At 74.2% G+C, this 14,588-nt stretch carries 15 protein-coding genes; 2 read left to right on the top strand and 13 right to left on the bottom strand.

Going from position 1 to position 14,588, the window contains the following annotated elements; translation table 11 throughout:
* From ACOBQU_RS02220 to ACOBQU_RS02170, 11 genes are all read right to left on the bottom strand, one after another.
* Nucleotides 1–786 carry an ABC transporter ATP-binding protein gene (locus ACOBQU_RS02220; RefSeq protein ID WP_423624094.1) on the bottom strand — a complete coding sequence of 262 codons (786 nt, stop codon included), beginning with the start codon at nt 784–786 and terminating at the stop codon, nt 1–3.
* On the bottom strand, nt 783–1,724 hold the full coding sequence (locus ACOBQU_RS02215; protein WP_423634204.1) for a FecCD family ABC transporter permease: 942 nt from the start codon (nt 1,722–1,724) through the stop codon (nt 783–785). The genes ACOBQU_RS02220 and ACOBQU_RS02215 overlap by 4 nt, the downstream gene beginning before the upstream one ends.
* Before the next feature lie 77 nt (nt 1,725–1,801).
* Nucleotides 1,802–2,824 carry a FecCD family ABC transporter permease gene (locus ACOBQU_RS02210; protein ID WP_423624092.1) on the bottom strand — a complete coding sequence of 341 codons (1,023 nt, stop codon included), beginning with the start codon at nt 2,822–2,824 and terminating at the stop codon, nt 1,802–1,804.
* Nucleotides 2,821–3,816: an ABC transporter substrate-binding protein gene (locus ACOBQU_RS02205; RefSeq protein ID WP_423624090.1), complete on the bottom strand. Its 996-nt coding sequence runs from the start codon at nt 3,814–3,816 to the stop codon at nt 2,821–2,823. The genes ACOBQU_RS02210 and ACOBQU_RS02205 overlap by 4 nt, the downstream gene beginning before the upstream one ends.
* A gap of 151 nt (nt 3,817–3,967) precedes the next feature.
* A complete protein-coding gene (locus ACOBQU_RS02200) occupies nt 3,968–4,819 on the bottom strand; it encodes a siderophore-interacting protein (protein WP_423624089.1) in 852 nt (283 codons plus the stop codon).
* Nucleotides 4,816–5,064: a phosphopantetheine-binding protein gene (locus ACOBQU_RS02195; protein ID WP_423624087.1), complete on the bottom strand. Its 249-nt coding sequence runs from the start codon at nt 5,062–5,064 to the stop codon at nt 4,816–4,818. Before ACOBQU_RS02195 ends, ACOBQU_RS02200 begins: the two co-directional genes overlap by 4 nt.
* A gap of 258 nt (nt 5,065–5,322) precedes the next feature.
* A complete protein-coding gene (locus tag ACOBQU_RS02190) occupies nt 5,323–6,522 on the bottom strand; it encodes an isochorismate synthase (RefSeq protein WP_423624085.1) in 1,200 nt (399 codons plus the stop codon).
* Nucleotides 6,523–7,106: 584 nt separating this feature from the next.
* Nucleotides 7,107–8,039 carry a S1 family peptidase gene (locus tag ACOBQU_RS02185; protein WP_423624083.1) on the bottom strand — a complete coding sequence of 311 codons (933 nt, stop codon included), beginning with the start codon at nt 8,037–8,039 and terminating at the stop codon, nt 7,107–7,109.
* 388 nt (nt 8,040–8,427) lie between these two features.
* Nucleotides 8,428–8,955, bottom strand: a complete 528-nt coding sequence (locus ACOBQU_RS02180; RefSeq protein WP_423624081.1) for a hypothetical protein — start codon at nt 8,953–8,955, stop codon at nt 8,428–8,430.
* Nucleotides 8,956–9,141: 186 nt separating this feature from the next.
* Nucleotides 9,142–10,212, bottom strand: coding sequence for a hypothetical protein (locus ACOBQU_RS02175; protein WP_423624080.1), 1,071 nt, complete (start codon nt 10,210–10,212; stop codon nt 9,142–9,144).
* Between the two features lie 226 nt (nt 10,213–10,438).
* The gene (locus ACOBQU_RS02170) at nt 10,439–10,954 is read right to left on the bottom strand and encodes an SRPBCC family protein (protein ID WP_423624078.1); all 516 of its coding nucleotides are present in this window, start codon (nt 10,952–10,954) and stop codon (nt 10,439–10,441) included.
* A gap of 246 nt (nt 10,955–11,200) precedes the next feature.
* Here ACOBQU_RS02170 and ACOBQU_RS02165 point away from each other — a divergent pair, with 246 nt between their 5' ends.
* Nucleotides 11,201–12,904, top strand: coding sequence for an amidohydrolase (locus tag ACOBQU_RS02165; protein ID WP_423624076.1), 1,704 nt, complete (start codon nt 11,201–11,203; stop codon nt 12,902–12,904).
* Nucleotides 12,905–13,033: 129 nt separating this feature from the next.
* Nucleotides 13,034–13,795 carry a response regulator transcription factor gene (locus ACOBQU_RS02160; protein ID WP_423624075.1) on the top strand — a complete coding sequence of 254 codons (762 nt, stop codon included), beginning with the start codon at nt 13,034–13,036 and terminating at the stop codon, nt 13,793–13,795.
* 3 nt (nt 13,796–13,798) lie between these two features.
* On the opposite strand, the gene ACOBQU_RS02155 is transcribed toward ACOBQU_RS02160, so the two are convergent.
* Both ACOBQU_RS02155 and ACOBQU_RS02150 read right to left on the bottom strand, forming a co-directional pair.
* Nucleotides 13,799–14,191, bottom strand: coding sequence for a VOC family protein (locus ACOBQU_RS02155; RefSeq protein ID WP_423624073.1), 393 nt, complete (start codon nt 14,189–14,191; stop codon nt 13,799–13,801).
* Nucleotides 14,188–14,490: an ArsR/SmtB family transcription factor gene (locus ACOBQU_RS02150; protein ID WP_423624071.1), complete on the bottom strand. Its 303-nt coding sequence runs from the start codon at nt 14,488–14,490 to the stop codon at nt 14,188–14,190. The genes ACOBQU_RS02155 and ACOBQU_RS02150 overlap by 4 nt, the downstream gene beginning before the upstream one ends.
* Between the last annotated feature and the right edge of the window lie 98 nt (nt 14,491–14,588).

The raw sequence follows: 14,588 nt of genomic DNA, 5'->3' as shown, positions 1-14,588 counted from the left end.
TCACTCTCCTTGCAGGGTGGGGACGACCATCGGGGTGCCCGTGACCGGGTCGGGGACGATGACGCTCGGCAGGTCGAACACGTCCTTGATGAGCGCGGCGTCCACGATGTCCCCGGGCTCGCCCTCGGCGATGACCTCGCCGCTCTTCATGGCGACCAAGTGGTCGGCGAACCGGCAGGCCTGGTTGATGTCGTGCAGGACGGCGATGACCGTGCGGCCCTCGTCGCGCAGCTTGGCCAGCAGGCCGAGCAGTTGGTACTGGTGCGTGATGTCCAGGAACGAGGTGGGCTCGTCGAGCAGCAGGCAGGGCGTCCGCTGGGCGAGGACCATGGCCATCCACACGCGCTGCCGCTGGCCGCCGGACAGCTCCTGCACGGGCCGGTCGGCGAGGTCGGCGACGCCCGCGGCCGCCATCGCCCCGGTGACGGCCCGCTCGTCGTCCGGCGACCACAGGCCGAGCAGCGACTGGTGCGGGAACCGGCCGCGGCCCACGAGCTGGCGGACCTTGATGTCGTCGGGCGCCTGCGGGTCCTGCGGCAGGAACCCGAGCTGTTTCGCGAGGGCCTTCGTCGGGTACGCGGCGACGTCGCGGCCGTCGAGCTCCACCTGCCCCGTGGCGGGGCGCAGCAGCCGCACCAGGGCCCGCAGCAGGGTGGACTTCCCGCAGGCGTTGGGGCCCACGATGGCGGTGAACGCGCCGTCGGGCACGTCGAGGCTCAGCCGCGTGGACACCACCCGGTCTCCGTAGCGCAGGGTGATCTCCCGCGCGGTCAGGCGTGCGGTCACGCGCGCCCCACCTCCTTGGTGAGCAGCCAGATCAGATAGCAGCCGCCGATCGCGGTGCTCACCACGCCGACCGGCAGCGCGACGGGCGCGAGCAGCATCTGGGCGAGCAGGTCGGCGCCTTGGAGCAGCACGGCCCCGGTGAGCGCGGCCGGGAGCAGCGGCACCCCGGCGGCGCCCGCGAGGCGACGGCCGATCTGCGGGGCGGCGAGCGCGATGAACGCGATCGGCCCCGCCACGGCGGTCACCGTGGCCGTGCAGCCGACGCCGACGAGGACCATCGTCAGCCGCAGCCGGTCCAGGCCGACGCCGGTGGTCACCGCGACGGCCTCGCCGAGCGCCGCCTGGTGCATGGCGTGCGCCCGCGTGGCCATCCACGCCAGGAGCACGGCGATCACGGTGAACGGGATCGTCAGGTCGGACCAGCCCACGCCGTTGAGGGAGCCCGCGCTCCAGCCGACGGCGGCGATGGCCACCTCCAGATCGGCGCGCAGCACGATCCACGAGTTGAGGGCGGTCACCATCGCGTTGACGGCGATGCCGATCACCACCAGGCGCAGCCCGGAGAAGCCCCGGTCGTACGCCAGGACGTAGATCACGGCGGCGACGACGAGCCCGCCGAGCACCGAGCCGACGGCCAACTGCGCGGACGTGCCCGACAGGACGGTCAGGGCGACCAGGGCGCCGGTGTAGGCGCCCGCGTCCAGGCCGATGACGTCCGGGCTGCCCATCGGGTTGCGGGTGAGGTTCTGGAAGATCGCCCCGGACACCCCGAGCGCCGCGCCGAAGACCAGGCCCGCGAGCACCCGGGGCAGCCGCCACTCGGAGATGACCACGGAGTGGTCGGCGCCGGTGAGCGAGGCGAACACCTCGCCGGGCGTAGCCCAGGAGGCCCCGTAGCACAGCCCGAGCAGGCCGAGGCCGAGAACGAGTACGGCCATGACGGCGACGAACACCAGCGTGCGCCGCTCGGCACGAAGCCGCAGCGCGGGGCGCTGCCTGAGTGTGGTGAGTGCGTTCACAGCGTCCCCGCCCCGTAGCGGCGCACGGCCCAGATCAGCACGGGGCCGCCGAGGAACGCGGTGACGATGGCCACCGGCACCTCGCCGGTGGGCAGCAGCACGCGCGACCCCATGTCGGCGACCAGCAGCAGGATCGGGCCGAGCACCATCGTGTAGAGCATCAGCCAGGGCACCGAGCCCCCGGCGGGCCTGCGCACCAGGTGCGGCACGATCAGGCCGACGAACAGGATCGGCCCGGCCACCGCGGTCGCCGCCCCGCTGAGCACGGTGATCAGCACCAGCGTCGCGGCCCGCACCCGGGGCACGCCCGCACCGAGCGTGGACGCCACGCTGTCGCCCAGGGACAGCACGTTCAGCGCCCGGCTCAGCAGCAGCGCGCCCACCAGGGACAGGCCGATCGCGGTCAACGGCAGGGCCAGCGGCGTCTGTTCCCGGGCGGCGAGCGAGCCCACCGACCAGAAGCGGTACGCGTCGAAGGTGTCCGGGCTCATCAGCCGCAGGCCGAGCGCGACACCGCTGAGCACGGCGGTCATGGCCACGCCGGTGAGGACCAGGCGCAGCGGCGACCGCCGCCCGACCGCGGCGACGAGCAGCGCCGCGAGCACGGAACCGGCGATGGAGAAGCCCAGTTCACCCGCCTGCCCCCCGGTCAGGCCGAGCGCGGAGCCGAGGGTGACGGCGAACCCGGCGCCCGCGGTGACGCCGAGGATGCCGGGCTCGGCCAGCGGGTTGCGGGCCAGCGTCTGGATCAGCGCGCCCGCCACCGCGAGGGCCGCGCCCACCGCGATGGCGAGCAGCGCGCGGGGCGCCCGCACGTCCCGCACGATCACCTGGTCGTCGGTGCCCCGGTAGTCGAACAGGGCCCGCACGACCTCGCCGGGCGGCACGTGGCGGGCGCCGACGCCGATGCTGAGCACGGCGACGGCCACGAGGACGGCGAGCCCGCCGACGAGCAGGCCGATCCGGGGGAGGGACCGCCTGGTGGGTGCCGCCTCGGTGACGCGGCCCGCGACGGTCATCGCTTCAGGAGCGGAGCGAACGACGTGTCGATCGCGTCCAGGGTCTGCATGGCCTGCCCGTAGGTGGCGGCCTCGGTGTAGCGGATCGGGAAGGTCTTCCCGGCCTTGACGGCGGGCAGGTTCTTCCACAGCTTCGAGTCCATGACGTACTTCACCGACTTGGGCACGCTGCCGTCGGGCATCACGGAGTAGGTGATGGCGTCGGCGTCGCGCAGCGAGGCAGGCAACTCCTCGATGGAGGGGTACTCGCTGACCGCGCGCGAGCCGGGCCCGGGCTTCTTCACCTTGCCGTAGTACTTGGCGCCGATGTCCTCGGCGATGTTGGTGCCCCAGGAGCGGCCGAACTCGCGCTGGAAGGTGCCCTTGGCGACCTCGCCGTACGCGCCGACGTGGCCCAGCTTGAGGCCCGGCAGCACGTTCTTGTACTTCTTCTTGAGCTCGGCGGCCTTGGCCTCGTACTTCGCCTGCACGGCGTCGAACTCCTTGAGCGAGCCCGCCGCGTCGGCCTGCTTGCGGGACAGCGTGCGCCACGCGGACGGCACGGTCGGGCCGATGGCGACGACCGGGGCGATGGACTGAAGGCGCTTGACGTCGATGTCGCCGAGCACCGGCGCGGGCACGCCGATGACGATCAGGTCGGGGTCGGCCTCGGCGATGGCCTCGTAGTTGGTCTCGGTCGCCTGCTCGCCCGCCACCTTGGGGAGCTTCTTGTACGTGGCGAGGTCCTTGTCGCTCATCATGGCCTCGCCGCGCTTCCACGACGAGATCCCGACGAGCGGCGCGTGGGCCTCGATCATGGCGGGCACGGCGTAGCCGGTGGCCACGACGCGCTTCGGCTTCTCCGGGATCTTGATCTTGCCGTTGTCCGCGGCGAACACCCGGGTCCTGCCCTTGCCGGAGTCGTCCGACCCTCCGTCCGAGGACCCGCACCCGGTCAGGACCAGGGCCAGCGCCACCGCGCCGGTGAGGCCGGACGTTCTGCGTACGGACATGTGATGCTCCTTGCTCTTCGGGGCTCTTCGGGGCTCTTCGGGGCTGTTCAGGGCTGTTCAGGGCTGTTCGGGGTGGGGGGTGGTGCGGTGGAGCCCGTCGTGGGCGGCGGCCTCCTGGTGGGCGCGTGCGGGTTCCGGCGCGGCCCGTGGGTCAGTGGTCGTCCTCGTCGAAGTCGGCGACACCGCGCTTCCAGTAGCCGGTGATGTCGTGGTCGGCCTTCGCCAGGCCCAGCTCGTCGCGGACCCAGCGGCGCAGCGGCTTGATCTGCCCGGCCTCGCCCGCGACCCACACGTACAGGCGCTCGCCCTCGGGCACGGTCACCGCGGTCACGGCCCGGGCCAGGGCGTCGCCGGTGCCCGGCGGGCGCTCGCCCCGGTGCAGCCAGCGCACCTCGACGCCCTCGGGTGCGAGCAGGTCGATCTCCTGGGTGGCGTCGGCGACTTCGACGAACGCCCAGCCCCGCGCGGTGCGCGGCATCTCCTCCAGCCAGCGCGCGATGGCGGGCAGCGCGGTGATGTCGCCCGCGAGCAGGTAGCGGTCGTAGGAGTGCGGGACGATGAGCCCGCCGGGCGGCCCGGCGACGTGCACGACCGCGCCGGGCTCGACGGCGCTCGCCCAGTCGGAGGCGAGGCCGCCCGCGTGCGGGGCGATGTCGATGTCGATCTCGCCGGTGACGGGGTCGTAGCGGCGTACGGTGTACTCGCGCGACGTGGGGCCCGGCCGGGGCCAGCGCAGCATCAGGCCGTTGGGCTCGGGAAGGCGCAGGGAGCCGTCCGGCTCGGGGAAGAGCAGCTTCACGTGCTCGTCCGGGGCGTGCGCCTCGAAGCCCTCGGTGCCGGGCCCGCCGAGGGTCACGCGCAGCAGGCCGGTGCCCACCTCGACGGTGCGGACGACCTCGGTGCGCCGCACCCGGATCGGGTAGCCGACCTTCTCGGCGTGGCGGCCGGAGCGCACCTCGGCGATGCGGTCCAAGTGCCGGTGGCGGTGGTCGACGGGGCTCATGCGGCGCTCCCGGTCAACAGGGCCGTCCAGTGGCCGAGTTCGGGCCGCTCGGCCAGGTCGGGGAACTCGAGCGTGGTGGCGCCCTGGGCGCGCCAGCGCTCGACCAGCGTCATCATGCGCACCGAGTCCAGACCCAGGTCGACGAGGTCGTCGTCGGACCCGATCTCGGCGGGGTCGCAGCCGAGGAGTTCCGCGACGTCCGCGCGGACGCGCTCGGGGGACAGGGACGGGTTCGTGGGGCTCATCGGGCGGCTCCTGCGGGGACGGGCGCCGACGCCGCGGCGCGCGCGTCGGCGGTGGTGGTGGTCGTGACGCCGCTGGTCCGGGCGTCGCGCGGGGAGTGGGCACGAGGGGCACGCCGGTCGGGGCGTGCCGTGGGCGGTGGGTGGGGCCGGGTCCCGGGCGGGGGCGCGTGTCTCACTCCTCCGGGGCGGGCGCGGTCGCCGCGGGGCTCCCGCCCGGCATCCCGGCCGAAGGCCGCGGTCGGTGCCCGTGGTCGGCGTTCACGCGGCGTCCGTCACGCCGAGGGCGCGCAGCAGCGTGCCGAACTTCGCGGTGGTCTCGGCGAGTTCGGCCGCCGGATCCGAGCCCGCGACGATCCCGGCCCCGGCGAACAGGCGGACCGCGCGGTCGCACACTTCGGCGCTGCGGATGGTCACCGCCCACTCGCCGTCGCCGTCGAGGCCCATCCAGCCCACCATGCCCGCGTAGTAGCCGCGGTCCTCCGGCTCCAGACCGGCGATGGCGTCCAGCGCCCCGGAGCGGGGCACGCCGCACACCGCGGGGGTCGGGTGCAGGGCCTCGGCGAGGCCGAGCGCGGAGCAGGCCGGGTCGGTGGGGTCGGCGAGGCGTCCGGTGACGCGGGTGGACAGGTGCCACATCGTCGGCGTGCCGATCACCTCGGGCCGCTCGGGCACCTGGAGGTCGACGCAGTACCGGCCGAGCACGTCGGCCACCTGCGCCGAGGTGTGGGCGTGTTCGTCGAGGTCCTTGGCGGAGCCGAGCAGCCGCGCGATCCGCTCGCGGTCCACGGCCTCGTCACCGGAGCGCGGGGCGGACCCGGCCAGCGGGTTGGCCACGACGGTGCTGCCGCGCCGGGACACGAGGAGTTCGGGGCTGGCTCCGACGAGGGTGCGCGGGGCGGGGTCGCCGGGGGCGGTGACGTCGGCGGCGAAGGCGTACGCGGCCGGGTCGGCGCGCACGAGGCGGGCGAGCAGCGCGGGCACCCACGGCGGGGTGTCGGCGGTCAGTTCGAGGCAGCGGGCGAGGACGACCTTGCTGAGGTCGCCGCGGTCGATCAACTCCAGGGCCCGGCGCACCCCTTGGGCGTAGTGCGAGGGTTCGGGGCGCGGGGTGAGGGTCCACCGCGCACCGGTCTCCGCCTCGGGGGCCCGCACGGCGGTGGGGGCGCCCGCGCGCCGCACCACGGCGGGCACCACCAGGCCGGACTCCCGCTCCGGGCGGAACCCGACGGCTCCGGCGACCACGGGCTCGGGCAGCCCCGCAGCGGCGGCCGCGTCGAGCGCCTCGGCCGCCGCCGAAGCCTGTCCCGCGCTCCCCGACCGGACCCGCGCGTGCACGCCGTCGGCGAGCAACGTCCCCCGCGTGGAGGAGAAGTAGAAGGATCCGGGCAGATAGGCGGCGAGCAGGTCGGCCGCGCGATGCACCGGTCTGGGACGCACCGGCGCTGCGGGTATGGACACGTCAGCGTTTCCTTTCTCGGGCGCGCGGCGTCGCGCCGCCGTCGACGAACAGGTCCTGCGAGATGAGGTGCCGGGCGCCGTCGGAGACGAGGAGAGGCATGGCTTCGCCCCCGTCGAACCGAGGTAAGCCTAACCTAACTATTGATCGCGGATGCGTGCAAGCGAGGCCCGAGCGGCGCGTGACCTCGCCGGATGCGGCGAGGTGGCGGCGGGTGACTGTGTGTCATGTCCCGGTGCTCGTACGGGGGGTGAGGTGCCCGCGCTTCGCTGCGAGGGGTGTGCGGGGCGAGGTGGCCGCGGGGCGGCGGGCGCGGGATGTCCGCAAGATCCGGTACGGCGCGAAAAGGGCGCAGGGTGCTTAAGGTCCGTAATAAATAAGGCTCCCGCGCTGCCGGAAGAGGTGTCGTGCCCTCAACTTGTCAGCGCGGGAGCCTCGTTGGCCCTGCCGGGTGGTGCCGGGTGGTGCCTGGCGGTGCCGGGCCGTGCTTGCCTGTGTGCGGCCCTATGCGGCTCGGCCCGCCTCGCGCCCCGATCGCGTCAGTGGCGCTCAGCCGTCAGCGGGCGGCCGTGGGAGGTCGCCGTGCTCAGTTCCGTACCGGGGAGCGGTCCGCGGGCTGGCGGTTCTTCTCCGCCGCGGGCTTGGGGAGTGTGCAGCCGGGGCGGCTCAGGTCGATCTTGTTGCCGGTGCCGACGCAGGGGACGATGGTGTAGGTCTGCTGGGCGTAGCCGATGTTGGGCCGGACCGTGACGTTGCCGTTCTGGTCGACCTCGCACGGGTTGTTGTCCGTGCAGCGCTGGCCGCTCTCGTTGATGGTGTTGTTGACGGCGACGACCTTCCCGGTGGCGTCGTCGATGACCGGCGAGCCGGAGGTGCCGCCGATGACCTGGCAGGGCTGGGTGTAGCGGAGCGAGTCCTTCCAGGTCCAGCGGCCTTCGCGGAGCCGGTAGGCGAACCCGTCGACGTTGCACCTGTACATCCGCTTCCAATAGCCGGACGCGACGGTGATGGCCCGCCCTGCCTGCGGGTGCGCGGCGTCGAGGTCGAGGGCCTTGATGCCGTAGCGGCTCTCGATGTCCCGGTAGGTGCTGGTCAGTTCGTACAGCGAGACGTCGGTGTCCGTCATGGTGCCGTACGCGACTTTGCTGGCGCGCACGGTGCCCGCGTTGCCGCCGCTGGCGTTCAGGAGGGTGAAGCTGCGGGACGAGGGCCGGTCGACGATGACCTGACCGGGGCCGGGGAAGCCGGTCTCCAGGCAGTGCCCGTTGGACAGGACGAGCGCGCGGTCGGTCGGCTGCGAGCTGGGCACGCGCACGACCGAGCCGGAGCAGTTGCTCAGCGCCACGGTGCCCGCGAAGGTCACGGCCTTGGTGTTGACCTTGACCTTGGCCTTCACCTGCGCCGGAGCCGTCGCCTGCTTGTCCGGCACGGGCGCCTGGTCGCTCACGGCGGCCGCGGGTATCGCCGTTCCGCCGAGGAGCAACGCGGTGAAGACGGCGCTGACGAGAGGCTTTCTCATGTGGGGGTCCCCTCTGATGACTGTGTGACCGAAGGTCCTTCGGTTTTGTCATGCGCATTCTTGGGGCACGCCGCCGGGCACGACAAGACCGCGGACGGTCAAGTACGGGTGCGAGCTGCCGCCGAGCTGTGGGGGAGCACCCCGGAGGGGGCGCGGGGGCGGCATCGGGCCGCGGCCTGCCGCGCGGGTGCGACCAGCCGGAACGGAACGGCGGGGCAGCCGAGAACGACTGCCCCGCGCGGCACTTCCAACGGCCCGTCCAGCGGTACATCCAAGGGGACGCCGCCCTCGGGGGGCGACCAGAGGGGCAGTTGGCCCCCCTGCCGGTCAGCCTGCCCCCTTGCCGGTCAGCCCACCCCCCCTGCCGGTCGGCCCGCCTACCTCCTGGTCAGCCCGCCCACTCCCGCAGCAGCCTCTCCCGCTCCGACGCCCGAGGCGAACCGCCCTCCCGGGCGCGCCCCCACTCCGCCATCGCCGACAGCGTGGTCGCCATGGTCGCGGCGCCCTCCGTGAGCCGGGCCAGCACGGCACGGGACAGGTCGACCTCGGTCTGGGGGTAACCGGCGGACGCGGCGACGTAGGCCGCCAGCTCGTGGCCGCCGCCAGCGGTTTCCACGCGCACGGTCATCGTCGCCGGGGCCTGCCCCGCCATGCCGTGGCTCAGGGGCAGGGCCAGCTCCTTCACCGTCCCCCACGCCACGTCCTTGGCCACGCCGACCTGCCGCAGCAGGGACTTCACGGGGACGTCCGCCACCGTCAGGGCGGTCACGTCCTCCCACAGGTACAGGCCGGACTGCCCGTCGCCGAGCGCCATCACACCCTCGGGGGTCAGCCGGACCCCGGGGCCCAGACCGGACGGCTTCGCGCCCACGTACACGTCGCCCTCGGCGATCCAGAACAGACCGACCATGGCCATGGGTTGCTCACTTCTCCCGACGACGGCACCACCGTCGTGTCACACGTCGAACACACAGGTCAAACGATCAGGCCGCCCACCGCCGCGCGCGGAGGGCACCCCTGGCAGCGGGGCCGTCCGAGTCTATGCGCACGGCTCGGCGCGCCCCCAACGGGCCCGCGAGCGGCGCGGGCACCTCCCAGCCGCCTAGTCGCCGCCCCCACCGCCGCCGTCGCCGCCCCCGCTGTCGCCGCCCCCACCGCTGTCGCCGCCGTCGCCGCCGTCCGAGCCCCAGCCGTCGCCCCCGCCCGCCTCGTTGTCGTCGCTGCCCGTCCCGAGGTTGCTGAACCAGGGCTGGTCCCAGCTGATGTCCACGGCGACCGGCTCACTGCCGTACGCCGCGGTCCGCTGCGGCCGGAACCGCGCCGAGCCCGTCGTGTCCCCGACCCCGAAGGCGACGGCGAAGACCTGCGCCATCACGGCGTCCAGCGGATCGGAACCCTCGTACCGCACCGGGGACAGCGGCAGCAGCACCGTGCCCGGCTCCGGCAGCCGCCTGCGCGGGGGCCGGGTGAGGAGGGCCACGCGCCGCTCGTCGCGGGACAGCGACGAACTCGTGGCGCTCTCCCGCCGCAGCGTCCAGCACGGCCCGCCCTGCCCGGGCAGCCGCACCTCCACCCAGCTCCTGGACTTGCGCAGCTTCTTCTTCAGGGTCAACGCCGCCGTGGTGTCGCCGACGGTCAGCCTGAGGCCCTGGGACGCCTCGTGCACCTCGCGGGAGAAGCCGTGCGGCGCCCGGATCCGTACGACGGGGGCCTGGGGGCCCCACACGTCCACCCGCACGAGCCGCCGGTCCACGGCGACGGCGATCGGCCCGAGGGGCCCCGGCGCGTACCGCCGCGCGATCCACAGCGGCACGCCCTCGGCGCGGGCCCGCTCGACGAGGGCGGCCACCTGGCTGGGGCCGCCGCAGCGCTCGACCGCCAGGTCCCCCAGCGCCCGGGTGAACTCGGCGGCCTGCCGCACCTTCAGCGGGACGGCCGTGCCGGTCACCCGGGTCACCGGCACCACGCCGGGCCCCTGCGGCAGCCGGTCGAGCGCGCGCTCCGTCCCGCCGCCCCCGAGCCAGCTCCCGCGCAGATACGCCTCGGCCATGGCGCCGAGGTGCAGCTCGTCCAGCGGCGTGGTCCTGCCGCCGCGCCGCAGCCCGGCCTCGGACAGCTCCACCGCCCGCGCCAGCGGATTCCACGAACGCTCGCTGTACAGCACCTGACTCACAACCCCCCGTTTCCCGCACGTCCTCAGATCCAGTAGATGCGGTAGATCAAGTAGAACCAGTAGATCCAGTCAGATGTGTTCGGACGCGGGGAACCTCCCTGGGCGTATCGCAGCCCCACTCGCCCACAGCCACGCCCACGCATCCGGCCGGATCAACGGGGACCACCTTCACACACCCCGGCCGCACCCCGGCGCGGGGGCCGCCCCCGCGGGACCGGACCCCCGCCTACCGCCCCCGCCGAGCCCGCGCGGCCAGCCCCCGGCGCCCCGCCCGCATCGCGAGGCCGTGGTTGAGGTGGAAGAAGGGCCGGGCGAACGGCATCCAGCGCCGCAGCGCGGCCTTGCGCACCGTGACGTGCTGGGCGAACCGGGCCGCGCAGGCGCCGCTCCCGTCGGGCAGCACGACCCAGCGGACGCTCCCGCTGACGTCGCCGTCGAGGGCGGCTTCCAGGACGCGCTCCGCGGGGTCCTCCACCACCGCCGTGAGCCGGGCCCTGAGCGCGTAGGGCAGCACGGACCTGATGACGACGTCGCACGCGCCCGGCCCCACCGTGCGCACCGCGCGGAAGGGCGTCCACCAGGAGGGGTACGCGGCGACGTCGGCCAGCGTCGCGTACGCGGCGTCGGCGGGCAGCGGGACCCGCCAGACGGCGGCGAAGCTGATGTCGTAACGATCCGGGCGGTACCCATGGGGCCAGTGGTTCCCGTCGGCCCCATGATCCCTGGCGTTCTCCTGGTGCACGTGGCGCTCCTCGGCGTCGGCGGCGGGTTCGCTCCGGGGTGCGGGCCGCCCGGCGTCCGCGGTCGCCCCGGCCCCTCCCCGCCCAACGACAGCGGCGCCCCCGCGTCGCACCCGCAGCCGACCGGGTCGCGTACGAGACGCGTATCGGTGAGATGACCGATGTGCGCGGGGCGGGCCCGCGGCCATAGTCCTCAGGAGATCGTTTCCGGGCGGCCGCGGCGTGCCCGGTGGTGGAAGGGAACCTTTGTGGATACGTATGCGGACCTGGTGTTTCACGGCGGACGGGTGGTCACGGTCGACGCGGAGTTCTCCGTGGCGTCGGCCCTCGCGGTGACCGGCGGGATCATCACCGCCGTCGGCGAGCGCGCCGACGTCGAGCCGCTCATCGGCCCCGGCACCCGCGTCGTCGACCTGCGGGGCGGGACGCTGCTCCCCGGCATCAACGACTCCCACCTGCACGGCTGCGCCTTCGGCATGTCGACGCCGCCGCTCTCCCTCGACCTCAGCCACCCCGCCGTGTCGTCGCTCGCGGACGTGGCGGAAGCGGTGCGGGACGCCGTGGGGCGGACTCCGGCGGGGCAGTGGGTGACGGGGCACGGCTGGGACACCGGCTACCTCGCCGAGTGCGTCGCCGATCCGGCCCGGCAGCCCTCGCGGGCCGACCTGGACGCCGTGAGCCCGGACCACCCCGTGGTCCTGTACTCCTTCTCCGGGCACGCCACCTGGGTCAACTCCAGGGCCCTCGACCTCATCGGCATCGACCGGGACACCGTCGCGCCGCCCGGCGGGGCCATCGTCGCGGACGCCGACGGGGAACCGACCGGGCTGCTCCACGAGGGCGCCCAGGCCCTGATCCAGAACGCGCTGCCGCCGCTGAGCCGCCAGGAGCGCGCCGACGCGATCAGGTCGAACCTCGCCGCGCTCGCCCGGCTCGGCATCACCAGCTACACCGAGCCCGGCCTCGGCCCCGGCGGCGACGGCATCATGCGCGGCGCGCTCGGCGCCGAGACCCTCGACGTGTACCGGGAGCTGCTCGCGAACGGCGAGCTGACCGCCCGCCTCGGCGTCCTGCTGCTGCCCACCGGCATGACCAGCACCGCGGAGGAGTTCGCCCGCACCCTCACCGCCCTCGGCGACCGCGGCGACGCCGACCCGCGCCGCCTGGCGGTCCTCGGCGTGAAGGTCTTCGCCGACGGCATCGTCCCCAACAAGACGTCCTGGATGCACGAGCCGTACGTCGGCGGCGGCTGCGGCTCGCTGTGCGTGAGCGGCGACAGCGACGACGAGCGGACCGCCGAGATCGAGGCCATCGTCCGGCACGCCCACGTCGCCGGGTACCAGGTCGGCGTGCACGTCACCGGCGACCGGGCCTGCGACGCCGTCGCGGACGCCTTCGCCGCCGCCCAGGCCGAGCACCCGAGGGCCGACGCCCGGCACTACGTCATCCACGGCGACTTCCTCACCCCGTACAGCATGAAGGTGCTCGCCGCGCACGACTTCGGCGTCAACATGAACCCCACCATCAAGTGGACGGTCGCCGACATGGAGGCGGAGCTGGTCGGCGCGGAGCGGGCCGCCTACGCCTGGCCCTACCGGGACGCCATCGACGCCGGAGTGCGGGTCGCCAGCGGCTCCGACGCCCCCGTCACGAGCCCGGACTGGCGCCAGGGCGTGGCCACCATGGTGCTGCGCGAGTCGAAGGCCGCTGGCCGGGTCAGCGGCCCCGAGCAGCGCATCGGCCTGGCCGAGGCGATCCGCACGTACACGATCGCGGCGGCCTGGCAGGACTTCGCCGAGGACTGGAAGGGCTCCCTGGAGCCGGGCAAGGTCGCCGACCTCTGCGTCCTCGACGGCGACCTGCTCGCCGCCGACCCGCACGACATCCCGACGATGCCGGTCGTCCTCACGGTCGTGGACGGCGAGGTCGTGCACGACGCCCTCGGCGACTGACGCGCCGCGGCGCGCGCCCGGCGGCCGACGTCCCCGAGCGACTGGCACGCGTCCGCGCCGACGCCCTCCGAGGTCGGTGTACGGTCCCGCGAAATTGACGTGGCCCGGGCGCGTGATCATCCTTGGGGGATGGCAGCGGAGCGGAGCACGGCGGACATCCTGGACGCGGCCGTCCGCGTCCGTGCGGCCGCCCGGCGCGCCACGAGCGGGGCGAGCGGCGTCGACGCGGTCCTGGCGGCGCTGTCGGAGGTGATGGCGTACGACCACGCGTCCCTGTCCCGGTGGGATCCGCTGCGGCGGCGCCACACCACGCTGGCGGGGAGCTATCCGGACGACGCCACGGCCTACATCGAGGACCGCCTGCACCACGACCCGGTGTACCCCGTGCTCCGCAGCCAGGACCAGGGCGGCCTCTGGCTGGGGGACGTGCCCCGGCACCTCCTGGCGGCGTCCCCCGGCTTCCAGGAGGTGCTGGCCCCGCTCGGCGTCGAGGACGGCGTGGCCCAGTGCCTGTTCGCCGCCGACGGCCGGTACGTCGGCATGCTGAACGTCAGCACGCGCGGGCCGTGGCGCGCGACCGGTCCGGCGCGCGCCGCGGTCACCCTGCTCACCGAGGCCCTCGCCGCGGCCGTCGACCCCGGCGCGGGCGCGCCGCCCGCCACGGCCACGGCGGCGGCCCCGGCGCGGCCCGGCGGGCTCTCGCCCCGGGAACTCCAGGTCCTCGGGGAGCTGACCACCGGCCGCACGAACCGGGAGATCGCCGAGCGGCTGCACATCACGCCGCGCACGGTGGGCACCCACATCGAGCACATCCTCGCCAAGCTCGACCTGCCCAACCGTGCGGCAGCCGCCGCCCGGGCCGCCGCCTGGGGCGTGGAGCCCGTCCGCTGACGCCTACCGGGGCTGCGTCGCGATCTGGATGAGGTTGCCGCAGGTGTCGTCGAGGACGGCGGTGGTGACCTCGCCCATGTCCAGGGGTTCCTGGGTGAAGTGGACGCCGAGGCCGCGCAGCCGCTCGTACTCCGCCGTCACGTCGTCGACGGCGAACTGGGCGAGCGGGATGCCGTCGGCGACGAGCGCGTCGCGGTACGGCTTGACGGCCGGGTGACCGGCGGGCTCCAGGAGGAGTTCGGTGCCGCCCGGGTCGTCGGGCGAGACGACGGTCAGCCACCGGTCCTCACCGCCCACCGGCACGTCGTGCTTCTTCACGAAGCCGAGCACTTCGGTGTAGAAGCGCAGGGCCTTGGCCTGGTCGTCGACGAAGACGCTGGTCAGATGGATCTTCATGGGGTGCTCTTCTCCGGTGTGGGGGTGTCGGGCGGGGGCCAGCGCTCGGCTATCCGCCGCAGCGGGGCCGTGTTGAGGTCGTGGTACTTGTAGCGGCCCTCCCGCCTGGTCTCGACGAGTCCGGCGGCCTCCAGGACGGCGAGGTGCTGGGAGATTCCCTGGCGGGAGATGCCGAGCTGGTGCCTCATGCTCAGCCGCGAGCAGATCTCGAACAGCGTCTGCCCGGGTTTCTCCGCCAGCTCGTCGAGGATGGTCCGGCGCGTGGGGTCGGCCAGGGCTTTGAAGAGGTCGTCGGCCATGCCTCCACGATAGGCAAGTGCTCACTTGCCTATCAAGTCGAGCGGCCCGCGCGCCGCGTCGGCCCGCCGCGGGTCCCGGCGGTGGCCGCCCCTCGTTC

The organism is Streptomyces sp. G45 (assembly GCF_049542095.1).
Taxonomy (GTDB): domain Bacteria; phylum Actinomycetota; class Actinomycetes; order Streptomycetales; family Streptomycetaceae; genus Streptomyces.
Note: the sequence above shows the minus strand (reverse complement) of the source record. Positions and strands in the feature narration are given on the sequence as shown.

Bases quoted from the DNA above. Each gene is read 5' to 3' on its own strand.
- ACOBQU_RS02200 (WP_423624089.1), bottom strand. From the start codon at position 4,819: ATGAGCCCCGTCGACCACCGCCACCGGCACTTGGACCGCATCGCCGAG.
- ACOBQU_RS02180 (WP_423624081.1), bottom strand. From the start codon at position 8,955: ATGGCCATGGTCGGTCTGTTCTGGATCGCCGAGGGCGACGTGTACGTG.
- ACOBQU_RS02160 (WP_423624075.1), top strand. From the start codon at position 13,034: ATGGCAGCGGAGCGGAGCACGGCGGACATCCTGGACGCGGCCGTCCGC.
- ACOBQU_RS02185 (WP_423624083.1), bottom strand. From the start codon at position 8,039: ATGAGAAAGCCTCTCGTCAGCGCCGTCTTCACCGCGTTGCTCCTCGGC.
- ACOBQU_RS02205 (WP_423624090.1), bottom strand. From the start codon at position 3,816: ATGTCCGTACGCAGAACGTCCGGCCTCACCGGCGCGGTGGCGCTGGCC.
- ACOBQU_RS02210 (WP_423624092.1), bottom strand. From the start codon at position 2,824: ATGACCGTCGCGGGCCGCGTCACCGAGGCGGCACCCACCAGGCGGTCC.
- ACOBQU_RS02155 (WP_423624073.1), bottom strand. From the start codon at position 14,191: ATGAAGATCCATCTGACCAGCGTCTTCGTCGACGACCAGGCCAAGGCC.
- ACOBQU_RS02150 (WP_423624071.1), bottom strand. From the start codon at position 14,490: ATGGCCGACGACCTCTTCAAAGCCCTGGCCGACCCCACGCGCCGGACC.
- ACOBQU_RS02195 (WP_423624087.1), bottom strand. From the start codon at position 5,064: ATGAGCCCCACGAACCCGTCCCTGTCCCCCGAGCGCGTCCGCGCGGAC.
- ACOBQU_RS02215 (WP_423634204.1), bottom strand. From the start codon at position 1,724: ATGGCCGTACTCGTTCTCGGCCTCGGCCTGCTCGGGCTGTGCTACGGG.